Source organism: Janthinobacterium sp. 64 (assembly GCF_002813325.1).
GTDB lineage: Bacteria > Pseudomonadota > Gammaproteobacteria > Burkholderiales > Burkholderiaceae_D > Janthinobacterium.
The window spans coordinates 2,051,649-2,075,861 of record NZ_PHUG01000001.1; the positions used below are offsets into that span (position 1 = coordinate 2,051,649).

Annotated in this window: 23 protein-coding genes; 10 read left to right on the plus strand and 13 right to left on the minus strand. The window is 61.2% G+C overall.

Features of this window, described 5'->3' with window-relative positions:
* Positions 1 to 60 precede the first annotated feature (60 nt).
* The 8 genes from CLU91_RS09070 to CLU91_RS09105 all read right to left on the minus strand — a co-directional run bounded on the left by CLU91_RS09070 (position 61) and on the right by CLU91_RS09105 (position 6,801).
* The gene (locus CLU91_RS09070) at positions 61 to 402 is read right to left on the minus strand and encodes a winged helix-turn-helix transcriptional regulator (RefSeq protein WP_100873889.1); all 342 of its coding nucleotides are present in this window, start codon (positions 400 to 402) and stop codon (positions 61 to 63) included.
* A 98-nt stretch (positions 403 to 500) separates the two neighbouring features.
* Positions 501 to 1,802: a citrate synthase gene (gene gltA, locus CLU91_RS09075; RefSeq protein ID WP_035820759.1), complete on the minus strand. Its 1,302-nt coding sequence runs from the start codon at positions 1,800 to 1,802 to the stop codon at positions 501 to 503.
* Between the two features lie 121 nt (positions 1,803 to 1,923).
* Positions 1,924 to 2,205: an FAD assembly factor SdhE gene (locus CLU91_RS09080; RefSeq protein WP_034752073.1), complete on the minus strand. Its 282-nt coding sequence runs from the start codon at positions 2,203 to 2,205 to the stop codon at positions 1,924 to 1,926.
* 117 nt (positions 2,206 to 2,322) lie between these two features.
* Positions 2,323 to 3,033, minus strand: a complete 711-nt coding sequence (locus CLU91_RS09085) for a succinate dehydrogenase iron-sulfur subunit (protein WP_034752075.1) — start codon at positions 3,031 to 3,033, stop codon at positions 2,323 to 2,325.
* 9 nt (positions 3,034 to 3,042) lie between these two features.
* Positions 3,043 to 4,824, minus strand: coding sequence for a succinate dehydrogenase flavoprotein subunit (gene sdhA / locus CLU91_RS09090; RefSeq protein WP_100873890.1), 1,782 nt, complete (start codon positions 4,822 to 4,824; stop codon positions 3,043 to 3,045).
* Positions 4,825 to 4,826: 2 nt separating this feature from the next.
* A complete protein-coding gene (sdhD, locus tag CLU91_RS09095) occupies positions 4,827 to 5,192 on the minus strand; it encodes a succinate dehydrogenase, hydrophobic membrane anchor protein (protein ID WP_034752078.1) in 366 nt (121 codons plus the stop codon).
* Positions 5,192 to 5,614, minus strand: coding sequence for a succinate dehydrogenase, cytochrome b556 subunit (sdhC, locus tag CLU91_RS09100; RefSeq protein ID WP_100873891.1), 423 nt, complete (start codon positions 5,612 to 5,614; stop codon positions 5,192 to 5,194). The genes sdhD and sdhC overlap by 1 nt, the downstream gene beginning before the upstream one ends.
* 305 nt (positions 5,615 to 5,919) lie before the next feature.
* A complete protein-coding gene (locus tag CLU91_RS09105) occupies positions 5,920 to 6,801 on the minus strand; it encodes a GntR family transcriptional regulator (protein WP_100873892.1) in 882 nt (293 codons plus the stop codon).
* Between the two features lie 304 nt (positions 6,802 to 7,105).
* Here CLU91_RS09105 and CLU91_RS09110 point away from each other — a divergent pair, with 304 nt between their 5' ends.
* From CLU91_RS09110 to CLU91_RS09130, 5 genes are all read left to right on the plus strand, one after another.
* Positions 7,106 to 8,095 carry a malate dehydrogenase gene (locus tag CLU91_RS09110; protein WP_034789110.1) on the plus strand — a complete coding sequence of 330 codons (990 nt, stop codon included), beginning with the start codon at positions 7,106 to 7,108 and terminating at the stop codon, positions 8,093 to 8,095.
* Positions 8,096 to 8,222: 127 nt separating this feature from the next.
* Positions 8,223 to 9,221 (plus strand): HpcH/HpaI aldolase/citrate lyase family protein, encoded by a 999-nt coding sequence (locus tag CLU91_RS09115; protein WP_100873893.1) that lies wholly within the window; start codon positions 8,223 to 8,225, stop codon positions 9,219 to 9,221.
* A 13-nt stretch (positions 9,222 to 9,234) separates the two neighbouring features.
* On the plus strand, positions 9,235 to 9,780 hold the full coding sequence (locus tag CLU91_RS09120; protein WP_100873894.1) for a hypothetical protein: 546 nt from the start codon (positions 9,235 to 9,237) through the stop codon (positions 9,778 to 9,780).
* An 88-nt stretch (positions 9,781 to 9,868) separates the two neighbouring features.
* A complete protein-coding gene (acnA, locus tag CLU91_RS09125) occupies positions 9,869 to 12,589 on the plus strand; it encodes an aconitate hydratase AcnA (RefSeq protein WP_100873895.1) in 2,721 nt (906 codons plus the stop codon).
* A 213-nt stretch (positions 12,590 to 12,802) separates the two neighbouring features.
* Positions 12,803 to 14,056, plus strand: a complete 1,254-nt coding sequence (locus CLU91_RS09130; protein ID WP_100873896.1) for a DUF2863 family protein — start codon at positions 12,803 to 12,805, stop codon at positions 14,054 to 14,056.
* 165 nt (positions 14,057 to 14,221) lie between these two features.
* On the opposite strand, the gene CLU91_RS09135 is transcribed toward CLU91_RS09130, so the two are convergent.
* Together CLU91_RS09135 and CLU91_RS09140 are read right to left on the minus strand one after the other, a co-directional pair.
* Entirely contained in the window at positions 14,222 to 14,686 is a 465-nt protein-coding gene (locus CLU91_RS09135; protein ID WP_100876650.1) for a CYTH domain-containing protein, read from the minus strand.
* Between the two features lie 12 nt (positions 14,687 to 14,698).
* Entirely contained in the window at positions 14,699 to 15,820 is a 1,122-nt protein-coding gene (locus CLU91_RS09140; protein ID WP_100873897.1) for a M14 family metallopeptidase, read from the minus strand.
* 301 nt (positions 15,821 to 16,121) lie between these two features.
* Between CLU91_RS09140 and CLU91_RS09145 the strand changes: the two genes are divergently transcribed.
* Together CLU91_RS09145 and CLU91_RS09150 are read left to right on the plus strand one after the other, a co-directional pair.
* Positions 16,122 to 16,784 (plus strand): TetR/AcrR family transcriptional regulator, encoded by a 663-nt coding sequence (locus CLU91_RS09145; RefSeq protein ID WP_100873898.1) that lies wholly within the window; start codon positions 16,122 to 16,124, stop codon positions 16,782 to 16,784.
* A 98-nt stretch (positions 16,785 to 16,882) separates the two neighbouring features.
* Entirely contained in the window at positions 16,883 to 17,254 is a 372-nt protein-coding gene (locus CLU91_RS09150; RefSeq protein WP_100873899.1) for a hypothetical protein, read from the plus strand.
* Positions 17,255 to 17,330: 76 nt separating this feature from the next.
* Here the strand turns inward: CLU91_RS09150 and CLU91_RS09155 are convergent, their stop codons facing one another.
* On the minus strand, positions 17,331 to 18,824 hold the full coding sequence (locus CLU91_RS09155; protein WP_100876651.1) for an acetyl-CoA hydrolase/transferase family protein: 1,494 nt from the start codon (positions 18,822 to 18,824) through the stop codon (positions 17,331 to 17,333).
* A gap of 159 nt (positions 18,825 to 18,983) precedes the next feature.
* Here CLU91_RS09155 and CLU91_RS09160 point away from each other — a divergent pair, with 159 nt between their 5' ends.
* Complete coding sequence (locus CLU91_RS09160; protein ID WP_100873900.1) at positions 18,984 to 19,877, plus strand: LysR substrate-binding domain-containing protein; 894 nt, start codon at positions 18,984 to 18,986, stop codon at positions 19,875 to 19,877.
* Positions 19,878 to 19,928: 51 nt separating this feature from the next.
* Here the strand turns inward: CLU91_RS09160 and fucP are convergent, their stop codons facing one another.
* On the minus strand, positions 19,929 to 21,230 hold the full coding sequence (gene fucP, locus CLU91_RS09165) for an L-fucose:H+ symporter permease (RefSeq protein ID WP_100873901.1): 1,302 nt from the start codon (positions 21,228 to 21,230) through the stop codon (positions 19,929 to 19,931).
* A gap of 303 nt (positions 21,231 to 21,533) precedes the next feature.
* Between fucP and CLU91_RS09170 the strand changes: the two genes are divergently transcribed.
* Positions 21,534 to 21,767 (plus strand): DUF3563 family protein, encoded by a 234-nt coding sequence (locus CLU91_RS09170; RefSeq protein WP_100873902.1) that lies wholly within the window; start codon positions 21,534 to 21,536, stop codon positions 21,765 to 21,767.
* 98 nt (positions 21,768 to 21,865) lie between these two features.
* The gene (locus CLU91_RS09175; protein WP_100876652.1) at positions 21,866 to 22,393 is read left to right on the plus strand and encodes an NADPH-dependent FMN reductase; all 528 of its coding nucleotides are present in this window, start codon (positions 21,866 to 21,868) and stop codon (positions 22,391 to 22,393) included.
* 58 nt (positions 22,394 to 22,451) lie between these two features.
* Here CLU91_RS09175 and CLU91_RS09180 read toward each other — a convergent pair whose 3' ends face one another.
* Positions 22,452 to 24,158, minus strand: a complete 1,707-nt coding sequence (locus CLU91_RS09180; RefSeq protein WP_100873903.1) for a lactate permease LctP family transporter — start codon at positions 24,156 to 24,158, stop codon at positions 22,452 to 22,454.
* Positions 24,159 to 24,213 lie beyond the last annotated feature (55 nt).

Sequence of the window (24,213 nt, forward strand, 5' to 3'; positions counted from 1 at the left end):
ATACAGGAAGAAAAGTAAGTCACTTGGCCGTGCAAACCCCTTCGGGCAGGCGCATCCGGGTCAGGCTGGCTGGTGCCGTTCGCCCCACGCGCACAAGGTATGCAGCACGGGGATCAGCGAGGCGCCCTTGCCTGAGAGCGAATACTCCACCTTGGGCGGCACTTGCGGGTATTCCTTGCGGACGATCAGCGCATCGGCCTCCAGCTCCTTCAGCACGACGCTGAGGGTCTTGAAGGCGATCCCGCCGAGATGGCGCTTGAGCTCGTTATGCCGCAGCACGGTGTTTTCCGCCAGCGCATACAGGATCAGCATCTTGTATTTGCCGCCGATCAGCGACAAGGTGTAGCCAAATGCCGTATCGGCCAGGGCCACGCCGCCGGGGGCGCAGGTGTCTTCATTCATCGCGTTGTACTTCCTGTTGAACCAGGGTCCGAGCATAACAGCCCGGCATAAAAAAACGGGCCGAAGCCCGTTTTTTGTTTGCTCGATACCGCTCTGGATTAACGCTTGTCCAGTGGCAGTACTTCGCGCGTGGTCGAACCGACGAACAGCTGGCGCGGACGGCCGATTTTTTGCTCTGGGTCGGCGATCATTTCGTTCCACTGGGCGATCCAGCCGATCGTACGGGCCATAGCGAAGATACCGGTGAACAGCGACACAGGGATGCCCAGCGCCGATTGCACGATGCCCGAGTAGAAGTCGACGTTCGGGTACAGTTTGCGCGACACGAAGTACTCGTCGTTCAGTGCAATCTTTTCCAGTTCCATCGCCAGCTTGAACAGCGGGTCGTCTTGCAGACCCAGTTCTTGCAGCACTTCGTAGCAGGTTTCACGCATCAGCTTGGCGCGTGGATCGAAGTTCTTGTACACGCGGTGGCCAAAGCCCATCAGCTTGACGCCGGAGTTCTTGTCCTTGACTTGCTCGATAAAGGCAGGGATGTTCTCGACGGTGCCGATTTCTTTCAGCATGTTCAATGCCGCTTCGTTGGCGCCGCCGTGGGCAGGGCCCCACAGGCAGGCGATACCGGCAGCGATACAGGCGAACGGATTGGCGCCCGACGAACCGGCCAGACGGACGGTCGATGTCGATGCGTTTTGCTCGTGGTCCGCGTGCAGGATCAGGATGCGGTCCAGGGCGCGCACCAGCACGTCGTTGACCTTGTACTCTTCGCACGGGTTGGCGAACATCATGTGCATGAAGTTGGCGCTGTACGACAGGTCGTTGCGTGGGTACACGAACGGCTGGCCGACCGAGTACTTGTAGGTCATGGCGACCAGGGTTGGCATCTTGGCGATCAGGCGGATGGCCGACACTTCGCGGTGACGCGGGTCGTTGATGTCGAGCGAGTCATGGTAGAACGATGCCAGCGCGCCAACGGTGCCCACCAGGACGGACATCGGATGCGCGTCGCGGCGGAAGCCACGGAAGAAGAATTGCATCTGTTCGTGCACCATCGTGTGCTTGGTGACTGTGTCGACGAACTTGGCTTTCTGCGCCGCGTTCGGCAGTTCGCCGTTCAGCAGCAGGTAGCACGATTCCATGAAGTCGGCGTTGACGGCCAACTGTTCGATCGGGTAACCGCGGTACAGCAGCTCGCCCTTGTCGCCGTCGATGTAGGTAATCGACGAGTTGCAGGCGGCCGTCGACATAAAGCCTGGGTCGTAGGTGAACTTGCCGCTACCGGCGTACAGTTTGCGGATGTCGATGACGTCCGGGCCAACCGTGCCTTTGTAGATTGGAAATTCAAGCGATGGGCTGCCATCGGAGAACGACAGGGTAGCTTTTGTGTCAGAGATATTCATGGGCTCTTCCTTCTCGGGAGTGAGTCGAAATTAAAATCAAAAATTCTGGCTGCAATTCGCACCGCATTCGGCAGTGCTACAGCGCGCCACTCGCACCGTTTGCAATATATCGCCCAGGCGTCTAGGCAATGCGCAGTCGTTGCAGCAGTGCGCGCACATGCGGCAGATCGACTTCGCCTTCCGGCTCTTTACGGGCCAGTACCAGATCCATTAACGCATTGTCCGATAAATCCAGCAAACGCGTCAGCGCGTCAACTTCTTCATCGGTCAATTCGGTTTCATACGCATCGAGAAAACGGGTCAGGATAATGTCGTTTTCCAGCAGGCCACGGCGTGAACGCCAGCGCAGGCGGGCGCGGTTGGCCGGGTCGGCCTGATGCGAGGACAAAATTGATTCTGTCATTTGGTTTACCACTTTACGTGTGCCTTGCGGCACGGTGCTGCTTTGCAGGCGCCGCCTGCAGGCAAGAGAGGATACCCTCTTCCCGCAAACGGCGCCCGGCGGATGCGATCAGACGAATCAGATCGCGCGGCGGACCATCAATTCCTTGATCTTGCCGATCGCCTTGTTCGGGTTCAAGCCTTTCGGGCAGACGTCGACGCAGTTCATGATCGAATGGCAGCGGAACAGGCGGTACGGGTCTTCCAGGTTGTCCAGACGCGCGCCGGTGGCTTCGTCGCGCGAATCGGCGATGAAGCGGTAGGCTTGCAGCAGGCCGGCCGGGCCGACGAATTTGTCCGGATTCCACCAGAACGACGGGCACGACGTGGAGCAGCATGCGCACAGGATGCACTCGTACAGGCCATCGAGTTCTTCGCGCTGTTCCGGCGACTGCAGGCGTTCTTTTTCAGGCGGGATCGAATCGTTGATCAGGAACGGCTTGATCGAATCGTACTGCTTGAAAAATTGCGTCATGTCGACGATCAGGTCGCGGATGACCGGCAAACCTGGCAACGGACGCAGCACGATAGGCTCCGACAGTTCGTTCAGGTTGGTCGTGCATGCCAGGCCGTTCTTGCCGTTGATGTTCATCGCGTCCGAACCGCACACGCCTTCGCGGCACGAGCGGCGCAGGGCCAGCGAGTCATCGACGTCCGCCTTGATGCGCTGCAGTGCATCGAGCAGCATCTTGTCGGTGTCTTTCAGTTCGACCGTCAGGTCTTGCATGTACGGCTTGGCATCCTGGTCAGGATCGTAGCGGTAGATTTTGAATTTAAGAGTGCGTGCCATGGTATAGCCTTAGAAAGTACGTGGTTTCGGTTTGAAGGTATCAACCGTCAAAGGCTTGGTCACGACTGGCTTGTATTCCAGTCGGTTGCCTTCCGAATACCACAGCGTGTGCTTCATCCAGTTGTCGTCGTCGCGGGTCGGGTGGTCGTCCTGGGCATGGGCGCCGCGCGATTCCTTGCGCGCTGCTGCCGAGACGATGGTCGCTTTCGCCGTTTCGATCAGATTGTCCAGCTCCAGCGCTTCCACGCGGGCCGTGTTGAAGACCATCGATTTATCCTTGAAGGAGACGTGCTTGCGGCGCTCGTCGAGCTTCATGATTTCTTCGACGCCCTTGTTCAGCATCTCGTCGGTACGGAACACGCCGCAGTACTTCTGCATCGTTGCGCGGATGTCGTTCGCCACGCCCTGCACGGTTTCCGTGCCCGTCGAGTTTTCCAGGCGCGCCAGGCGGCCCATGGCAAATTCGGCGGCATCGGCTGGCAAAGGCTTGTTTTCCTTGGCTTTCAGGCCGCTGTTGACGATATGGTTACCAGCCGCGCGGCCGAAGACCACCAGGTCGAGCAGCGAGTTCGTGCCCAGGCGGTTGGCGCCGTGCACGGACACGCAGGCGCATTCGCCGATCGCGTACAGGCCGTTGACGACTTTCGCCGAATTATCCGGACCGGTCGGGGTGACGACCTGGCCGTGGATGTTCGTCGGGATGCCGCCCATCTGGTAGTGAATCGTCGGCACGACAGGAATCGGTTCCTTGGTCGCGTCGACGTTGGCGAATTTGTGGCCGATTTCCAGGATCGACGGCAGGCGCTTGGCGATGGTGTCGGCACCGATATGGCGCAGGTCCAGCATCACGTGGTCCTTGTTCGGACCGCAGCCGCGGCCTTCCTTGATTTCCTGGTCCATCGAACGCGAGACGAAGTCGCGCGGCGCCAGATCCTTCAGGGTCGGCGCATAGCGCTCCATGAAGCGTTCGCCTTCGCTATTGATCAGGATGCCGCCTTCGCCGCGCACGCCTTCGGTGATCAAGACGCCCGCGCCGGCCACGCCGGTCGGGTGGAACTGCCAGAATTCCATGTCTTGCAGCGGCAAGCCGGCGCGGGCCGCCATGCCCATGCCGTCGCCGGTGTTGATGAAGGCATTCGTCGATGCGGCGAAGATGCGGCCTGCGCCGCCCGTTGCCATGACCGTCGTTTTTGCTTCCAGGATCATGCATTCGCCGGTTTCCATTTCCAGCGCCACGACACCGATCACGTCGCCTTCGGCGTCACGGATCAGGTCAAGTGCCATCCACTCGACGAAGAAGTGCGTACGGGCGCGGACGTTGCGCTGGTACAGCGTGTGCAACAGGGCGTGGCCGGTACGGTCGGCTGCGGCGCAAGCGCGCTGCACCGGCTTTTCGCCGAAGTGGGCCGTGTGGCCGCCGAACGGACGCTGATAGATCGTACCGTCAGGGTTGCGGTCGAATGGCATGCCGAAGTGTTCCAGTTCGTACACGACTTTCGGTGCTTCGCGGCACATGAATTCGATGGCATCCTGGTCGCCCAGATAGTCGCCACCCTTGACGGTGTCGAACATGTGCCAGAACCAGTTGTCTTCGGCCATGTTGCCGAGCGACGCGCCGATACCGCCCTGCGCTGCCACGGTGTGCGAGCGGGTCGGGAAAACTTTCGACAAAACAGCGACGTTCAGACCGGCTTCAGCCAGTTGCAACGACGCGCGCATGCCGGAACCGCCGGCGCCAACGATGACCGCATCAAAGCGGCGGGTAGGGATTGCAGATTTATATGCTGCCACGATTACACACTCCAGAGTATCTGTACCGTCCAGCCGGCACAAGCGATCAACCACAGCATGGTGGCAATTTGCAGGGTCAGACGGAGGCCAGCGCTTTTCACGTAGTCCATCCAGATGTCGCGTACGCCGACCCATGCGTGGTAGAACAGGGCGACGAAAGTCACCAAGCTGAACAATTTAAACCACTGCTGTGCGAACAGACCAGCCCAGCCTTCATAGCTGAAGTTGCTGCCAGTCAAGAAAGAAATCAGCAGGATGGCCACATAAGCCACCATGACGATGGCGGTGACGCGTTGCGCCAGCCAGTCGCGCAAGCCGTAATGGGCACCGACGACGAGGCGTTTCGGTCCGATGTTATTGTCTGCCATTAAAATACTCCAAACAGTTTCAAAGCGACCAATGCCGTCAACACCACGCTCACGACCAGTACGGACGTCGCGGTCTTGCGTGCCGAATCTTTTTCGATGGCAACGTGCACATCCATGAACAAGTGGCGGATACCAGCGCAGAAGTGGTGCAGGAAGGCCCAGACCAGACCCAGGGTGATCAGCTTGACGAACCAGTGCGAGGCGATGCCCTGGAAGTAAGCGTAGGACATTTCGGAACGCAAGCTCAGTTCCAGCATGTACAGGATGCAGGGCAGCAGGGCGAACATGATGAAACCGCTGATGCGATGCAGGATCGAGACGATGGCGCCGACGGCCATGCGGTAGTTCGACAATTCGGTAACATGAATGTTACGGAATTCCGGCCGTTCTTTTTTTGGTACTTCTCTTACGGCTTCAGACATAACAAAACCTCCCCTTGATAACTAAATATTGAAGCGAAGCCGCGATTTTCGCCGATTTTCGCAACCCACACCAATATCTATTGTTGCATATAACCAAAATGGTTTTTTACTACAAAATATCGCGCTACTTTCCGTAGTTCACGTAATTTAATTACAGAATCGCCGGCAAAGCACGGCCCGCCGGAGCGGGCCATGCTTTAGCTGCGCTTTCTGCTGTCTCCGCTGCCCGCCTTGCGGCAGGCATCTTGCAAGCGATGCACTTCAGCCTTGCTGCTTTTCCGGGCACCCGCAGGCGCCCCGCCGCTTCAGCTGAGTTCATTCTGATAATGATGACGACTGGTCAGATACAGGCCGCGGCGCAGTTCGACCGGCTTGTCGCCGTAGGTAAACGACACGCGCTCGGAACTGAGCAAGGGCGTGCCGAGCTCGATATTTAACAATTGCGCGGCGCCCGCATCGGCGCACACGGCGCGGATCTGCTCGGACGCGCGTATCATGCGCGTGCCAAATTCCGTTTCGAACAGGCCGTACATGGGGCCCTTGTATTCCACCAGGCGCTCGGCCGTCAGCCCCTTGAAGATCAGGCCGGGCAGCCACAGCTCCTCGACGATGGTCGGCACGCCGTCGAAATACTGCACGCGCTTGATGAAGATGACGGCGTCGCCGGACTTCAGGTCCATCAGGCGCGCCACGTCGGCCGGTGCGCGCACGCGTTTGACTTCGATAAATTTACTTTCGGGATAATGCGGCACGCCCTCGTCCGGCACCAGGCGCAGGAAGCGGAAATGCGCGCGCGCCTCATGGTGCGTGGAAACGAAGGTGCCCTTGCCCTGGCGGCGCATGACGAGGTTCTCGGCGGCCAGCTCATCAATGGCCTTGCGCACCGTGCCCTGGCTGACCTTGAAGCGCCCTGCCAGCTCGACTTCGCTGGGAATCAGTTCGCCCGGCTTCCACTCGCCCGATTGCAGGCTCTGCGTAATGAGCGCCTTGATCTGCTGGTACAGGGGACTGAAGGTCGGCGAAGCGCTGGCGACGGGCATGGCCGGCGTAGTGGTATTGGCGCTGGCCACCACGGTGACGGGCGTGCTGGCCGCGGCGGCGGGCGTGGCCGGGGCGCCCGCGGTCGGACTGACCGCCCCGCTTGCAGCAGTGGCATTGTTGGTCAGATTGGACGAGGCGGAATTCATAGTCCGACATTTCAACACAAATCACTGCCCGCGTCCAGTAAAACACTCGCAGTTATCTGTCTTATATAAGACATAAGATATGATTGACAGATACAGATCAGAGGCCTAAACTGCCTTCGATAAAACTTGTGAGCCAGCGTTTTATGTTGTCGGCCAGCCACTCTGGCCTCGTGCAGCACAAGCGTGACGGCGGCGTACACCAGCAATTCGGTGGCGCGTGCCGGTTTTGGTATCATTATAGTTTTTCCGGATAAGCGTAAGCCCAGCTTCAAGCCCGTTTTCTTTCCCACTTTGGAGATTCATCATGGCTAAAACCCCAATGCGTGTTGCAGTGACCGGCGCCGCCGGCCAGATCGGCTACGCCCTGTTGTTCCGCATCGCCAATGGCGACATGCTCGGCAAAGACCAGCCTGTCATCTTGCAACTGCTTGAAATCCCGGACGAAAAAGCCCAGAAGGCGCTCAAGGGCGTGATGATGGAAATCGACGACTGCGCCTTCCCGCTGCTGACGGAAATGACCGCCCACTCCGATCCGCTGACCGCCTTCAAGGATGTCGACGTGGCCGTACTGGTTGGCGCGCGTCCACGCGGCCCAGGCATGGAACGCAAGGACCTGCTGGAAGCGAACGCGCAGATCTTCACGGTGCAAGGCAAGGCGCTCGACGCCGTCGCTTCGCGCAATGTCAAAGTGCTGGTGGTCGGCAACCCTGCCAACACCAACGCCTACATCGCCATGAAATCGGCACCATCGCTGCCGGCGAAAAACTTCACCGCCATGCTGCGCCTGGACCACAACCGCGCGCTGTCGCAAGTCGCTGCCAAGACCGGCACCGCCGTCAAGGATATCGAGAAGCTGACCGTCTGGGGCAACCACTCGCCAACGATGTACGCCGACTACCGTTTCGCCACCGTCAACGGCAAGGCTGTGAAAGACCTGATCAACGACCAGGAATGGAACGCCAACACTTTCCTGCCAACCGTCGGCAAGCGCGGCGCGGCCATCATCGAAGCGCGCGGCCTGTCGTCGGCAGCGTCGGCAGCGAACGCCGCCATCGATCACATCCATGACTGGATGCTGGGCACGGCTGGCAAGTGGACCACCATGGGCGTACCTTCCGATGGCTCGTATGGCATCCCTGAAGGCACCGTGTTCGGCTTCCCTGTCACCACCGACAACGGCGAGTACACCATCGTTCAAGGTCTGGAAATCGATGCATTCTCGCAAGAGCGCATCAACCTGACCCTGAAAGAACTGACCGAAGAGCGCGAAGGCGTGAAACACCTGCTGGCCTAAGTCCAGTTCTGGCGGCGCGGCGCAAACGTGCCGCCCGCCAAAGAAGGCCGCCCCGCGAGATTCGCGGCGCGGCCTGCGCGGCCCGACTGTTTATCAAGTAGTTTTTACCTGCAGAAATGCCTTAAGCATGCACCCTTCCGAGGTTTTATTCCAAGGCAAACGCCAGCCGCTGTTGCTCGCCGCTTGCGACCACTACGCCGGCTCTGAAAAGCTGATGCGTAAATCGATTGCTTTGCAACAAGAGCTTGGGCCCCTGTTCGACATCACGTTCGATTGCGAAGACGGCGCCAGCGCCGGCAATGAAGAGTCCCACGCCCACATGATTGCCGGCCTGCTGGCCAGCGACGAGAACCAGTTCAACCGCATCGGCGTGCGCGTGCACGACGTCGACAGCCCATTTTTCGCGCGCGACGTGGAAATCATCTGCGTCGCCGCAGCCCGCCTGGCCTACATCGCCGTGCCCAAGGTGGCAGGCGTGCAAGATGCCATGCTGGCCATCGACCTGATCAACCTGCACGCGCGCCGCGCCGGCCGCGACAACCTGCCCGTGCACATCCTGATCGAGACGCATGGCGCGCTGCGCGACGCCTACGCCATCGCCGCCCTGCCCCAGGTCGAATGCCTGTCCTTCGGCATCATGGATTTCGTTTCGGCCCATTACGGCGCCATTCCCGCCGCCGCCATGCGCACGCCGGGCCAGTTTACGCACCCGCTGGTGGTGCGCGCCAAGCTGGAAGTGGCGGCCGCCTGCCACGCGCACGGCAAGGTGCCGTCGCATAACGTGACGACGGACGTGCGCGATTCGGCCGTGGTGGCGAATGACGCCCAGCGCGCAACGGCCGAGTTCGGCTACACGCGCATGTGGAGCATCCACCCGGACCAGATCAAGCCCATCATCAAGGCCTTTACGCCGCGCCTGTCCGAAGTCAACGAAGCGAGCAACATCCTCAATGAGGCGCTGCGCGCCAACTGGGGACCGATTGCGCAAAATGGCCGCTTGCATGACCGCGCCAGCTACCGATATTATTGGACCGTTTTACAACGCGCCAAACTGGCGGGCCTCGGCCTGCCCGAGGCGGCCGCTGCATTACTCAACGCCCCCTCTTCCAGCACCACTGAAAACTGACAGGAATTACACGATGTCCCTCTCCAAATTAGCCATTGCCTGCAGCGTCGCGCTGGGCGCCATGACCCTCACGCTGGCGCCAGCCAGCTTCGCCGCCACGGCAGAGGCAAATCCGAAGGCAGTCAAAGCCAAGCCCAAGGCCAAGACCACCAAGGCCAAGGCAGCCGCCAAGGAAGCCCATCCGCTCGCCATGTCGGTCGCCGACAAGGAAGAAGCCGATGAACCGAACACCACAGGCGCGGCCTCCACCGATTTCAATTGTGAACTTGGTAATAAAATTACCATTTACACCAATGCGACTGACGACAAACACATCGCCCTGCGCTGGAAAAAGCGCCTGCACCGCCTGAGCCGCGTTGGCACCACCACCGGCGCCAACCGCTTCGAGAACCGCTTGTACGGCCTGGTCTGGATCGGCATCCCGGCCAAAGGCATGCTGCTCGATTCCAAGCAGGGCCGCCAGCTGGCCAATGAATGCAAGGATGCGGAGCAAGCCAAGCCGGCGGCAGTGGTGGAAGCGGCGCCATCGCTGGGCGTGCTGCCGGCCACCGGCGGCTGATGTGAGCAGCAAGGGCCTCTTCGGGGGCTCAGTCATGTTTTGTAATTTGAATCATCAATAAATAGACGATACCCAACAAGGAGAGGTCATGTCCCGCAACACTCTGAACACGCTCAAGGACTTTAATATTTCGGATAGCAAGAAGGGCAAGCTGTATTCCCTGCCTGCACTCGAAAAAAGCCTGGGCATCAATGTCTCCCGCCTGCCAGTGTCGATTCGCATCGTGCTCGAATCGGTATTGCGCAACTGCGACGGCAAAAAAGTCACCGAAGAACACGTCAAGCAATTGGCGAGCTGGGGCCCGACCGCCGAGCGCACCGACGAGATCCCGTTCGTAGTGGCGCGCGTCGTGCTGCAAGACTTCACCGGCGTGCCATTGCTGGCCGACCTGGCCGCCATGCGCAACGTGGCCGCCAAGATGGGCATCAACGCCAAGAAGATCGAGCCTTTGGTGCCGGTCGACCTGGTGGTCGACCACTCGGTGACCATCGATCACTACCGCGAAAAGAAAGCGCTGGACCTGAACATGAAACTGGAATTCTCGCGTAACAACGAGCGTTACCAGTTCATGAAATGGGGTATGCAGGCATTCGACACCTTCGGCGTCGTGCCACCAGGCTTCGGCATCGTCCACCAGGTCAACCTGGAATACCTGGCGCGCGGCGTGCACCACTCCGGCAAGAAAGCCGGCGACGTGTACTACCCTGACACCCTGGTCGGCACCGACTCGCACACCACCATGATCAACGGCATCGGCGTAGTCGGCTGGGGCGTGGGCGGCATCGAGGCGGAAGCGGGCATGCTGGGCCAACCAGTCTACTTCCTGACGCCTGACGTCATCGGCGTGAACCTGACCGGCGCGCTGCGCGAAGGCTGCACCGCCACCGATCTGGTGCTGACCATCACCGAATTGCTGCGCAAAGAGAAAGTCGTCGGCAAGTTCGTCGAATTCTTCGGCGAAGGCACCGAGTCCCTGACCCTGACGGACCGCGCGACGATCGCCAACATGGCACCGGAATACGGCGCGACCATGGGCTTCTTCCCGGTCGACGAAGCGACCATCGACTACTTCAAGGGCACCGGCCGCAGCAAGGCTGAAATCGCCGCGTTCGAAGGCTACTTCAAGGCGCAAAACCTGTTCGGCGTGCCAAAAGCGGGCGAGATCGACTACACCCGCGTGGTGGAGCTGGACCTGGCATCGGTCGCACCGTCGCTGGCCGGCCCGAAACGCCCGCAAGACCGTATCGAAATCGGCAATGTGAAAGCGAACTTCGCCGAACTGTTCGCCAAGCCAACGTCGGAAAACGGCTTCAACAAGAACCCGGCCGATCTGAACGCCGTGTACGAGACCACCAACAACGTGAAAGTGTCGAACGGCGACGTGCTGATCGCCGCGATCACTTCGTGCACCAACACCTCGAACCCGAGCGTGATGCTCGCTGCCGGCCTGCTGGCCAAGAAAGCCGTCGAAGCGGGCCTGAAAGTCGCGCCGCACATCAAGACTTCGCTGGCCCCTGGCTCGCGCGTCGTGACCGAGTACCTGACCGCTGCCGGCCTGCTGCCCTACCTGGAAAAACTGGGCTTCGGCGTGACCGCCTACGGCTGCACCACCTGTATCGGCAATGCGGGCGACCTGACGCCTGAGCTGAACGCCGCCATTGCCACGCACGACATCGTCGCGTCGGCCGTGCTGTCGGGTAACCGTAACTTCGAAGCGCGCATTCACCCGAACATCCGCTCGAACTTCCTCGCTTCGCCACCGCTGGTCGTCGCTTACGCGATCGCCGGCAACATGACGCGCGACCTGATGACGGAACCAGTCGGCAAGGGCAAGGGCGGCAAAGACGTCTACCTGGGCGACATCTGGCCGACCTCGGCTGAAGTGTCGGCCATGATGAAGTTCGCCATGAACGCCAAGGTGTTCAAGGACAACTACGCGGACGTCAAGGGCGCGCCAGGCAAGCTGTGGGAAAAAGTCACGACCGTGTCCGGTCAAGTCTACAACTGGCCGAAATCGACCTACATCGCGGAACCACCGTTCTTCGACAACTTCTCGATGACGCCAGCGGCAGTGGCCACCGGCATCGAAGGCGCGCGCGCACTGGGCGTGTTCGGCGATTCCATCACCACCGACCACATCTCGCCAGCCGGCTCGATCCAGGAAAACGGTCCTGCAGGCAAATGGCTGAAGGAAAACGGCGTCCTGAAAGCGGACTTCAACTCCTACGGCTCGCGTCGCGGCAACCATGAAATCATGATGCGCGGCACGTTCGCCAACGTGCGCATCAAGAACCGCATGATCCCTGCCAAGGCAGACGGTTCGGCGGTCGAAGGCGGCATCACGATCCACCAGCCTTCCGGCGAAGAAATGTCGATCTACGACGCAGCGATGAAATATGTTGCTGAAGGCACGCCAACCATGGTCTTCGGCGGCGAAGAGTACGGCACGGGCTCGTCGCGCGACTGGGCGGCAAAAGGTACGCAACTGCTGGGCGTGAAAGCCGTGATCACCCGTTCGTTCGAGCGCATCCACCGCTCGAACCTGGTGGGCATGGGCGTGCTGCCGCTGCAATTCATCGGCGACGACAGCGTGCAAACCCTGGGCATCACCGGCAATGAAACCTTCGACCTGAAAGGCCTCGAAGGCGAAATCAAGCCACAGCAACTGGCCACCCTGGTGATCCACCGCGCCGACGGCAGCAGCGTCGACGTGAAAGTGCTGCTGCGCATCGATACGCCGATCGAAGTCGATTACTACAAGCATGGCGGCATCCTGCCATTCGTGTTGCGTCAACTGCTGGCCGAGTAATCAGCCCAGCTGTGAGGTAAGATAAAGCGCCGGTTCCGACCGGCGCTTTTTTTTCATCCTGCTGCCCCGTTTTTACTTGAATTTTCGACTATTGGCATGATCTAAGAACAGCTTACGTATTGCGTGCGGCCGAATCCTCTACAATACGGTTATAAGGGTTTATCATTGTTTGACTGATCCATTTTTTTCACTTTCCGAGACTCTTATCCCGCTATGCGTCGTCCTTCCAAAGATTCATCCCATAAACTGACTGCCGACAGCCAGCGCCTGGTCACCTTTGCCCAGGCGATCGTACAGGCAGCCAGCCGTCTCGAAGAGCGGTCCTGGGAACACAGCCTGGATACGCAGCTCCAGAAATTACTCAAAACCGGCCACCAGGACACCATCGACAACACCCTGGGCAGCCTGTTCAAGGAAGACTTGAACGCCTACGACGTGCTGATGGACTGCGTTGAAGCCGTCAGCGAATCGACCGTCATCACGCATGAAGACGTGCGCTACGACGCCCTGCTCGTCGCCGTGCCCATCCTCGCGTGGACGCGCTTTTCCATCGCTTCCGGCCCGATGGCCGGCGATGCGCACGGCGTATTGTCCGCGCATTTCGCCGCCCACCTGCTGGCCGAAGGCACGAAGATGGCCATGGCGCCAACGCTCTACTCGATCGACCAGCTGCCGCGCAGCCACGTCGAGACGTACGTCAAGACGCAAAAGCTGGCACTGGCCGCACTGAAAGGCACGGCCGTCAAGCCGTCAGGCAAAGAGGCGGAAACGGCGCCCTTCCTGGCCGACACGCGCTACCTGCTGGTGGCCGTGGTAGCCCCAAGCGGCGCGCCGCTGTTCCGCTGGCAGACGCCGGCCAGCCAGCTCGACTTCATCGCCGAGCGCAGCGCCGCCCTGGACCAATGGCGCACGCAGGCGACGCCAACGTTCGCCCGCCTGCTGCCCGGCTGCGGCCTGGAACTGCTGCTGCCGGAAGCATACTACGTGGCCTGCCGCGAAGCGGACAAGCTGATACGCCCCGTCTCCGTGCGCGCCGCCGTACACTACCTGACGCACACCTTGGCCGTCGAGCCGTCGGAACTGCGCGCCGTCATCGCCGGCTTCGGCGAGGAAGCGGCCGATGGCCAGGTGGACGAGTACCGCATCGCCTTCACCCTGCGCCAGGCGCCGGACGTCATCTACGGCATCGTCTGGCCTTTGTACGGCCAGGAAGACGAGGATGGCACGCCGATCGAAGGCCTGATCCAGGTCGGCATCGCCGCGCTGGACAAGCAAAAGACGCCCGTCGATGAAATCATCGAGCACCTGAACGCGGCCGGCGTGACGCAGATCAAGCGCCACGCGGAACGCTTTGTCGGAGAGTATTGCGACGACTGCGGCGCACCCCTGTTTGCCGACCCGGTCGGCGAGCTGGCGCATGCGGAAATGCCGGAAGATACGCCGCAAGGTACGGAACACTTCCATTAATGCAGGCTTGTCGGATTACGCGCTGCGCGCTAATCCGACCTACGCTGCTGTCATAAGCCGTAGGTCGGATTAGCCGGCACGGCGTAATCCGACAACAGCGTTGGCGCATAAAAAAGGCGGAACCGAGGTTCCGCCTTTTTCATTGCAACGTCATTTACAACACCATCACCACTGTGAAAACGGGTGGCGGATCAAATTCGCGTTGTAGTAGCGCGCATCGCCCGACACTTCCGCGCCTATCCACTCGGGCTTCTCGAAGGCCTGGTCTTCCGAGGCCAGTTCGATCTCGGCCACCACCAGGCCCGCATTGGCGCCGAGGAACTCGTCGACTTCCCACACCATGCCCGCGTGTTCGATGCGGTGGCGAACCTTTTCGATCAGCGGCTGCTCGCACAGGCCGTCGAGCAATTCGACGGCGTCGGCCAGCGGAATCGGATACTCCCACTCGCCGCGCGTCGCGCCCACGTTCGCGCCCTTGATGGTCAGCATCGCCTGTTCGCCCTCGATGCGCACGCGCACCACGCGCTCGCGCGCGGACGACAGATAGCCCTGACGCAGCAGCACCGCCTGGCCCAGGCCGCGCCAGGCATCGCCGGCCAGCAGGAATTTACGCTCGATCTCGACGCCCATGATCAACGCCGTTCAATCGAGCGACAGCAGGATGGGCTGCAGCATGGCCGCGCCCAGAGCCGCGCTGCGCGCGCCATTCCAGCCCACGCTTGGGTCCGGCAAGTCGGCGTTTTCCTTGAACGGCATTTCCAGCGTCAGCGCCAGGCAGCCGAAGTGATGGCCGATGTATTTCGACGCCAGGGTCAGCATGTCCGACTTGTACTTGCTGGCCGCATAGCCGAACTTGTCCTGGAAGTCGGGGCTGGCCTGCTTGTAGCGCTCGATGAAGGCTTTCTGGTGCGCCGCTTGCGCCGGCGTGAAGTTTTCCAGCATTTCATTGCCGGCCACGAAGTTGTACGGCAACGCTTCATCGCCGTGGATGTCGAAGAACATGTCGACGCCCGTTTCGTGGATCTTGTTTTTCACGCACAGCACTTCCGGACTCGATTCCAGCGATGGCGTCATCCATTCGCGGTTCAGGTTGGCGCCAGCCGCATTCGTGCGCAGGTTGCCGCGGATGGAACCGTCCGGATTCATGTTCGGCACGATGTGGAACACGGCACGCTGCAACAGTTTGCGCGCGATCGGGTTGGCGTCGTCGAGCAGCGAGTCGATCAAGCCTTCGACAAACCATTCGGCCATCGATTCGCCCGGATGCTGGCGCGCGATGACCCAGATTTTCTTTTCCGCTTGCGGGTTGCCGATGGTGACCATGTTCATGTCGCGGCCATCGACCGTGCTGCCCAGGTCGGACACGCGCGCCAGCGGATGCTCGGCCACTTCGCCCAGCAGGCGCAGATGGCGCTCCCACGAATACGGCTCGAAGTAGGCGTAGTACACGCTGTCGAGTTCAGGCGTATGCGAGATCGTCATGACCTGGCCATCGAATGCGGTCGGCACGCGGAACCAGTTTTCGCTGTCGTAGCTGGCCACGGCCTGGTAGTCTTCATAGCCGGCCGGATAGGTGGCCTGGCCTGCGTTCAGGATGCGCAGCGTGCATGCCTGGTCCCGCGCGCCCTGCAGGCGGAAGTGGAACCACTGGTGGATGTCGGCGTGGCTATCCTTGCGCAAGTTCAGGTCGATGGCGCCGGCACTGGCGGCGTTTACCACCTCGATGGCGCCCGAGTCGAAATTCTGGCTGATTTTAATGGTCATGTAATGATCCCGTCCAATTGTAAGAGTTCCGGCGTCGCCTCGTGGGCCGGCGCCGTCGCGCTAAAAACGCAGTGTAAGCTATCCCGCTATTTTCCGCCCTTTGGCCCCGTTCGCAAAGCCTGGGCGGGCGATTTATGCACCAATCCGGGGCATCGATGGCAAAGCGCCGGGCAAAAGGGTGAAAAATCGGTCCACTGTCGCATCGACCGGACAAAAAACTGAATTGTAACAATGCCAGACACATTGGCAGCCCATCGCCATCCTATAATTCTTGCTTTCATTGAGTCGCCAGGAAAGAGTCGTGGACAAGAAGTTGACCAATATTCAGGAAAGAAAGCTGCGCGAGGCCCAGGCGCGGCGCGAGCACATCATCGACGTCGTCAAAGATCTCATCAAGAAGGGCGGCGCGCGCGCCGTCTCCATCCGCAAAGTGGCCGAGGCGGCCGGCTTTTCCACTACCGTCGTGTACGCCCTGTTTCGCGACAAGGCCACCCTGATCGCCCAGGCCATGGACAAGGATCTGCTGGAACTGGTGCGCGCCATGCGCACGGCCTGCGCCACCAGCACTGCCCCATGGGAACGCATCAGCCTGGTCGGCCGCGCCTACATCGAGTACGGTTTCCAGCATCCCGATGAGTATTCGCTGATCTTCATGGAGCTGCGGCCGCACGCGCAAGTCGACGCCGTCGACGTGGAACATGGCAATATCGAGCAAGACCCGTATGCTTATGCCTTGCACCTGTTCGGCGAACTGGCACAGGCGGGCCATGTGCGCCAGGACGAAGCGGCGCTGCACACGATGACGCAAATCTTCTGGCAAGCACTGCACGGCCTCGTGTCGCTGCGCATCGTCATGGATGCGGGCGATCCATGGACGCCGCACCCGGAAATGAACACGCACATCGACGACTTGCTCGCCGTCGTCACGACAGGCATCGGCCTGCGCTTTGCGCCGCCCTCCTGACGTTTGATCCAGCGCAAACTGCACCCGTCAAAAAAGCGGACAGTGGGGTGAAGCCACCTGCGCTGATGCAGCGCGGCTGGCACGCAAAGGAGTGCGACATGAACGAAGCCTATGCCACGGACCGGCTTGACAAACAGCAAAGCGCGAACAATGCTGTACGCATGGAAGCGCGCCTGACAAAACTGGAAACGGACCGGGAACATGACCGGCAATGGTTCAAGACGCTGGAACAGCGTCTAGGCGACGGCCTCGATAAAGTACGCACGGAATTACACAACGAATCGCAGCTGCTGCGTGCCGACCTGACGCAATTTCGCGGCGACTTGCGCGGCGACTGCCATGCCCTGCGCACGGAACTGGGCGACATCCGCAAGCACATGCACACCCATTTCCTGTGGTTCATGGGCATACAGGCCACCACCACGTTTGCCTTGCTGGGCCTGGGCGCCAAGGCGCTGCATATGTATTGAATAGTGGTATTGAATAGTGAAAAAGGCAGGCGCGGTATTGCACCGCCCTGCCCTGTCTTGCTGTTGGCGCAGCTTGCTACGCTGCCAGCATGCTCTGCGTCTCCTGGTAGCGTGTATGCCACGACAGCGCCTGTTCCAGGATGTGCGGCGTATGGCCGCCGCGCTGGCATGCCGCGTCGTAATATGCGCGCAATTGATCGCGGTAATCGGGGTGCGTGCAGCGCTCGATGATCAGCGGCGCCCGTTCGCGCGGCGCCAGGCCGCGCAAGTCTGCATAGCCCCACTCCGTCACCAGCACGTCGACGTCATGTTCCGTATGGTCCACATGCGACACCATCGGCACGACGCTGGAAATGCGCCCGCCCTTGGCCGCCGATTTCGACACGAACATCGACACTTGCCCATTGCGCGCGAAGTCGCCCGAGCCGCCGATGCCGTTCATCATGTGCGTGCCGCACACATGCGTGGAATTGACGTTGCCGTAGATATCGAATTCCAGCGCCGTGTTCAGGGCGATGATGCCCAGGCGGCGTACGATTTCCGGGTGGTTGCTGATCTCTTGCGGGCGCAGCACGATCTTCGAGCGGTAATGGTCGATATTGTCCATCAGCTTTTGATGCACGGCGGCCGACAGGGTGATCGACGAGGCCGAGGCAAACGCCAGCTGGCCCGAGTCGAGCAGCTCGATGGCGCTGTCCTGCAGCACTTCCGAATACATCGTCATGTTGCTAAAAGGCGAACCGATCAGGCCATGCAGCACGGCGTTGGCGATGGTGCCAATGCCCGCCTGCAGGGGCAGCAATTCCGGGCCCATGCGCCCGGCCGCCACTTCGCCTTCGAGGAAGGCGATCACGTGGCCGGCAATCGCCTGCGTTTCCGCGTCGGGCGGCAAGGCGTTCGACGGGCTGTCGGGACTGTCCGTGATGACGATGGCGGCGATGCGGGCCGGATCGATGGCAATGGCCGTGCTGCCCAGGCGCTGGTCGACGCGCGTGAGGGGTATCGGTTCGCGGCCCGGCAAGGCCTGGGGCACGTAGATGTCGTGCAAGCCTTCCAGCGCCAGCGGCGTGGACAGGTTGATCTCGATGATGACTTGCGTGGCTTGCTGGGCAAAGGCAGCGGAATTACCCACCGACATGGTCGGGATGATGGCGCCCGCCGCCGTGATGGCCGTCGCTTCGATGACGGCGATGTCGACGGCGGCCAGGTTACCCGAACGCAACTGCTCGGCCGTTTCCGACAGATGCTGGTCGATAAACATGACTTCGCCCTTGTTGATCTTGCCGCGCAAGACCGGGTCGACCTGGAACGGCATGCGGCGCGCCAGTACGCCCGCCTCGGCCATCAGGCCGTCGCTGCCATTGCCCAGCGAAGCGCCCGTGATCAGGGTCAGGCTCAAGGGATCTTGCAGGGCACGCTCGGCCAGCGCGCGCGGCAAGGCCTTGGCGTCGCCGGCACGGGTAAAACCGCTCATGCCGACACGCATGCCGTTGTGGAACAATTTGGCTGCCTCATCGGCGCTCATGATTTTGCCGAGCAAGCCTGGGTGGCGGATACGGTCCTCGTACATCGTGATGCTCCTGATATTCTTCATATTCTCAAACTGGATGGCTGTCATACACCAACCCCATAAGTGGATTCAGTATAAAATCCCGCTTACATGCATGGCATGAATTAATTTCGCCACATCCAGTCGATATTTTCATGCCTCGCCGAGGCGAGCCCCCTCTTGGATATCCGTTCCCTGCGCTATTTTGTCGAAACCGTGCGCCTGTCGAGCTTTACGCAGGCGGCAGAATCGCTGCACCTGACCCAGTCGACCATCAGCAAGATGGTGCGCCAGCTGGAAGAGGAAGTGGGCGCCCAGCTGCTGGTGCGCGACGGGCGCAAGCTGACGCTCACCGACACGGGCCGCATCGTCTACCAGCACGGCCAGGAAATGCTGGCGAACATGCGCCAGCTGACCCTGGAAGTGCGCGACACCCAGGCCTTGCAGCGCGGCAGCCTGACGGTCGGCATCCCGCCCATGATCAATGTGCTGTTTACGCCCGTATTGAAAGCCTTCCGCGCGCGCCACCCGCACATCAGCCTGACCCTGCAGGAAGACACGGGCCAGCAGATCGAGCGCAAGGTGGCGGCCGGCGAGCTGGAAATCGGCATGACGGTGCTGCCCGCCGACCCGGAACTCGACCTCGTCGCCGTGGAAGTGGCCAGCTACCCGATCTGGGCCCTGGCCGAACCGGGTACGTTCCAGAAAAACCGCACGACCTTGCCCTTCAAGGCGCTGGCAGAACTGCCACTGGTACTGTTAAAGGATGATTTCGCCCTCACGCGCAGCCTGCGCCAGCATTTCGCGCAGGCGGGCTTTGCGCCGACCATCGCCGCGCAGAGCGGGCAGTGGGACTGGCTGGTGGCGATGGCCTCGGCCGGCCTGGGCGTGGCCCTGCTGCCCGAGCCGTTCATCCACCGCCTGGCCGGCGAACCGCTGGAGGCAGTGCGCCTCGTCGAGCCGGAAGTGGCGTGGCAGGTGGCGCACGTCTGGAGCGGGCGCTATCTGTCGCACGCGGCGCGCGCCTGGCTCGAGGTCTGCCAGGACGTGCTGGGCACGCCGTTCGCCCATTGACGTAAAAAAGGGTGGCCGAGGCCACCCTTTTGCTTGATCACGCCACCTTGCTTACTTGGCGCTGTCGTTGTACATGCTGGCGTACTTCCAGCCGAAGTACAGAATGAAGGTGTAGCACACGGCCGGCACGAGGAAGGACAGTTGCAGGCTGATGTGGTCGGCCAGGAAGCCCTGGATGAACGGCACGATGGCGCCACCGACGATGGCCATGCACAGGATGCCCGAACCTTGTCCCGTTTGCGCGCCCAGCTTGTTCAGGGCCATGCTGAAGATGGTCGGGAACATGATGGAGTTGAACAGGCCGACGGCGATCAGGGCCCACATGGCCGTGTGACCGCTGGAGAACACGGCAACGAGGATCAGCGCGATGACGACGGCGGCGTTGAAGGCCAGGGTCTTGCCCGGGCTGACGTAGCGCATCACGGCAAAGCCGACGAAGCGGCCCAGCATGGCGCCACCCCAGTAATAGCTGACGAAATAGGCGGCGTCGGCGTGGCTGAGGCCCGCGATATGGCTCTCGCCCAGGAAGTTGATCAGGAAGCTGCCGATGCTGACTTCACCGCCCACATACAGGAAGATGGCCAGCGCGCCCAGCACCAGGTGGCGGTGCGACCAGATCGAGACCTTGTGGCCATCGTGCGCCAGGGCGGCCGCATCGTCGGCATGCGAAATCTTCGGCAATTTTGCCAGCGCGAACAGCACGGCCAGGATCACCAGGGTGGCGGCCAGCACCAGGTACGGGCCTTGTACGGAAGCGGCTTCCTTGGCGCGGTAAGCCAGTTGCTCGGCGGCCGGCAGCAAGTCGAACTGCTGCACCGTCAGCACGGTGCCCGACAAAATCAGCATGCCGCCCAAGGCTGGCGCCACGGTGGTGCCCAGCGCGTTGAACGCTTGCGTCAGGGTCAAGCGGCTCGACGCCGTCTGCGGGTCGCCCAGTTCCGTCACGTACGGGTTGGCTGCCACTTGCAGCACGGTGATGCCGGCCGCCAGGATGAAGAAGGACAAGAGGAACAGCGCATAGCTGCCGGTCGATGCCGGGTAGAACATGGCGCAGCCGGCGGCCGCGATCAGCAAGCCGGCGACGACGCCGCGCTGGTAGCCGATTTTCTTGATCAGCATGCCGGCCGGCAGCGAAACGATGGCGTAAGCGCCAAAGAAGCAGAACTGCACCAGCATCGCCTGCACATACGTCAGGGTGTAGATCGAGCGCAGATGGGGAATCAGCACATCATTGAGCGATGTCAGCAATCCCCACATGAAAAACAGCACCGTGACAATGATCAGGGCGCCTGTATTGTTTTGCGTGCCGGCCTGCGCGCGCGATGCGCCCAGCCCCTGCTTTACGTGTTCCATACTTTCTCCATTGTTCTATCCAAGATTGTCATGCCCTGCCCTGGCCCATCGTTTGCATGGATGCCGCCAGGCAACGGCAGCGCTCGTGTTTGAAAGCAACATCTTTGCAAGGCCGAGCGCGTAGTAAAACTACCTTGCTGCGGCCGCATTATGCCCGAAAGGCCCCGGATTGCGCAGGTTTCACATCAATTATTCGATAATTGAATAGCTGACATTCGAAATCAAAAGTAGCCTTATAACTTGGAATCGCTATACTTATATTGCAGTGCAGCACAACGCGGCACGCCACACTAGGAGTCTGCCATGTCTACCGCATTTACTTACCACACCACGCAAAACAGCAATATCGTCGCCACCCTGGTGCACGCCGCCAAACGCATCGGCGCCTGGCTGAACCAAAGCAGCGACCGCCGCGAACGCGCTTACGAAGAAGCGTATCTGGCCGAATCGACCGACCGCTACGATCTGGAATACCGCATGCGCGAACTGGCCCGTGCCAACCCGCAACCTAGCTGGATGAGCGGCCTGAGCCGTTAATATTGCCGCAGTCCCCAGTCGCTCATCGGCTGTTGCAACATCGATAGCGCCATCCTGCTCGCCTTGCGCTTGAGCACAGGATGGGCTATACAGGCGGGATGCACACGCCCATCACCATTCTCGCCATCGCCGGCAGCCTGCGCGCCGCCTCGCTGAACACCGCCCTGCTGCGCGCCATCGCCGGGCTTGCTCCACCGCCATTCGACATTCGCATCTACCAGGGACTCGGTGAGTTACCGCTGTTCAATCCCGACCTCGACGCCGACAGCCTGCCGGCCGTGACGGGCCTGCGCGACGCCATCATCGCGGCCGACGTGCTGATGTTGGCCAGCCCCGAATACGCGCACGGCGTGAGCGGCCCCATGAAAAACGCGCTGGACTGGATGGTGGGAAATGAATCGTTCATCGACAAGCCGCTGGTGCTGCTGAACGCCTCGCCGCGCGCCACGCATGCGCAGGCGGCCCTGCGCGAAACGGTGCGCACCATGTCGGCGCGCCTGATCGACGAGGCCTGCATCAGCCTGCCCCTGCTGGGGTCGGGTCTCGATGCGGAAGGCATCGCCGCGGACCCGGCATTGCGCCGGGCCATCCTCAATATGCTGCAGTGCATCAGGTCATTTTCATGACCCTCTGCACGTTTTACTATTCATTCATCTAGTTTTACTACGTACTTCTACGGACCGTTCAATGCGGGATCATGCCCGTGAAGACGTAGGCCTGCAGCATGGTGATGATGCCGATGATGACGGCAAACAACAGGCTGTGCTTCAAGGTAAAGCGGAACAGGTCCGATTCCTTGCCCACCAGGCCCGTTGCGGCGCAGGCGACGGCGATCGACTGGGGCGAGATCATCTTCGCCGTCACGCCGCCCGTCGTATTGGCCGCCACCATCAGGGTGTCGGACACGCCGATCTGGTGCGCCGTGGTGTTTTGCAGGGAGCAGAACAAGGCATTCGACGAGGTGTCGGAACCCGTCAGGAAGACGCCCAGCCAGCCCAGGAACGGCGAGAAGAACGGGAAGGCGGCGCCACTGCCGGCCAGCAGCAGGGCCAGGGTGGACGACATGCCCGAGTAATTGGCAACGAAGGCAAACGCCAGCACCAGGCCGATCGACAGCACGGGACGGCGCAATTCCACCACGGTTTCCACGAAGGCCTTGATGCCATCGCGCGGCTTCATGCGCAGCATCAGCATCGACAGCACGGCCGTCAGCAAGATCGCCGTGCCCACGGCCGACAGCAAATCGAGCTTGAAGACGGCGTCGTACGCCTTCGGCTCGGCCACGATGGGCATGGTCTTGATCACCAGTTTATCGAGGTAGGGCACGTGGATCTTGATGACCAGGCTGGACAACGCTCCGCCAGCGGCAAACAGGGCCTTGAAGCCGGGCAGGCTCCACACGGTGACGATGGCCGTCAACAGGCCGAACGGCGCCCAGGCGCGCATGGTCTGTGCCATCGTGTAGGGCGAGGCGGCGCGGTTGCCTGCACCGCGCACGGCCGCAGCGCCGCCCGTACCGCCAAAACCGGACAGCGCAGCCGTGCCGCCGCCGACGGCTTGCGCCACTTTCGCATTCTTCGGCTGCCACACTTTCAGGAACAGGGTCAGCGACACCAGGCTGACGAGGGCCGAGGTGATGTCCGGCAGTTCAGGGCCGATATGGTTGGACGTGAAATACTGGGTGACGGCAAAGCTCAAGCCCGTCACCAGCGCGGCCGGCCATACTTCGCGCACGCCGCGAAAGCCATCCATCATGAAGACCAGCCAGAATGGCACCAGCAGCGACAGCAGCGGCAACTGGCGGCCCGCCATGGCGCCGATCAGGAACGGGTCGATGCCCGTCACCTGGCCCGCCACGATGATGGGGATGCCCATGGCGCCAAAGGCCACGGGGGCCGTGTTGGCGATCAGGCACAGGCCCGCCGCGTACAGCGGGTTGAAGCCCAGGCCCACCAGCAGCGCCGAGGTGATGGCGACGGGCGCGCCGAAACCGGCCGCCCCTTCCAGGAAGGCGCCGAAGGCAAAGCCGATCAAAAGCACCTGCAGGCGCTGGTCGTCGGTCACCGACAGCACGGAGGCGCGGATGATGTCGATCTGCCCCGTCTTGACGACGATTTTATACAGGAAGACGGCCGTGACGATGATCCAGGCGATGGGCCACAAGCCGTAGGCGAAGCCATAGCCGGCTGCCGCCAGCGCCTGCGGCACGGGCATGCCGTAGGCGAAAATGGCCACGGCCAGCGCCAGCGCCAGGGTGACGGCGGCCGCCACGTGGCCCTTGATGCGCAGCGCCGCCAGGGCGATGAAGAAGAAGATGATGGGAATGGCTGCCGCCAGTGACGACAGCCACAAGCTGCCGAGCGGTGTATAAAGTTGGGTCCAGGTTTGCATGTCGGGTCTCCTCCGGTGGATGCGGGTTAAGTGAAAAAACGGCTTTTGATGTAAT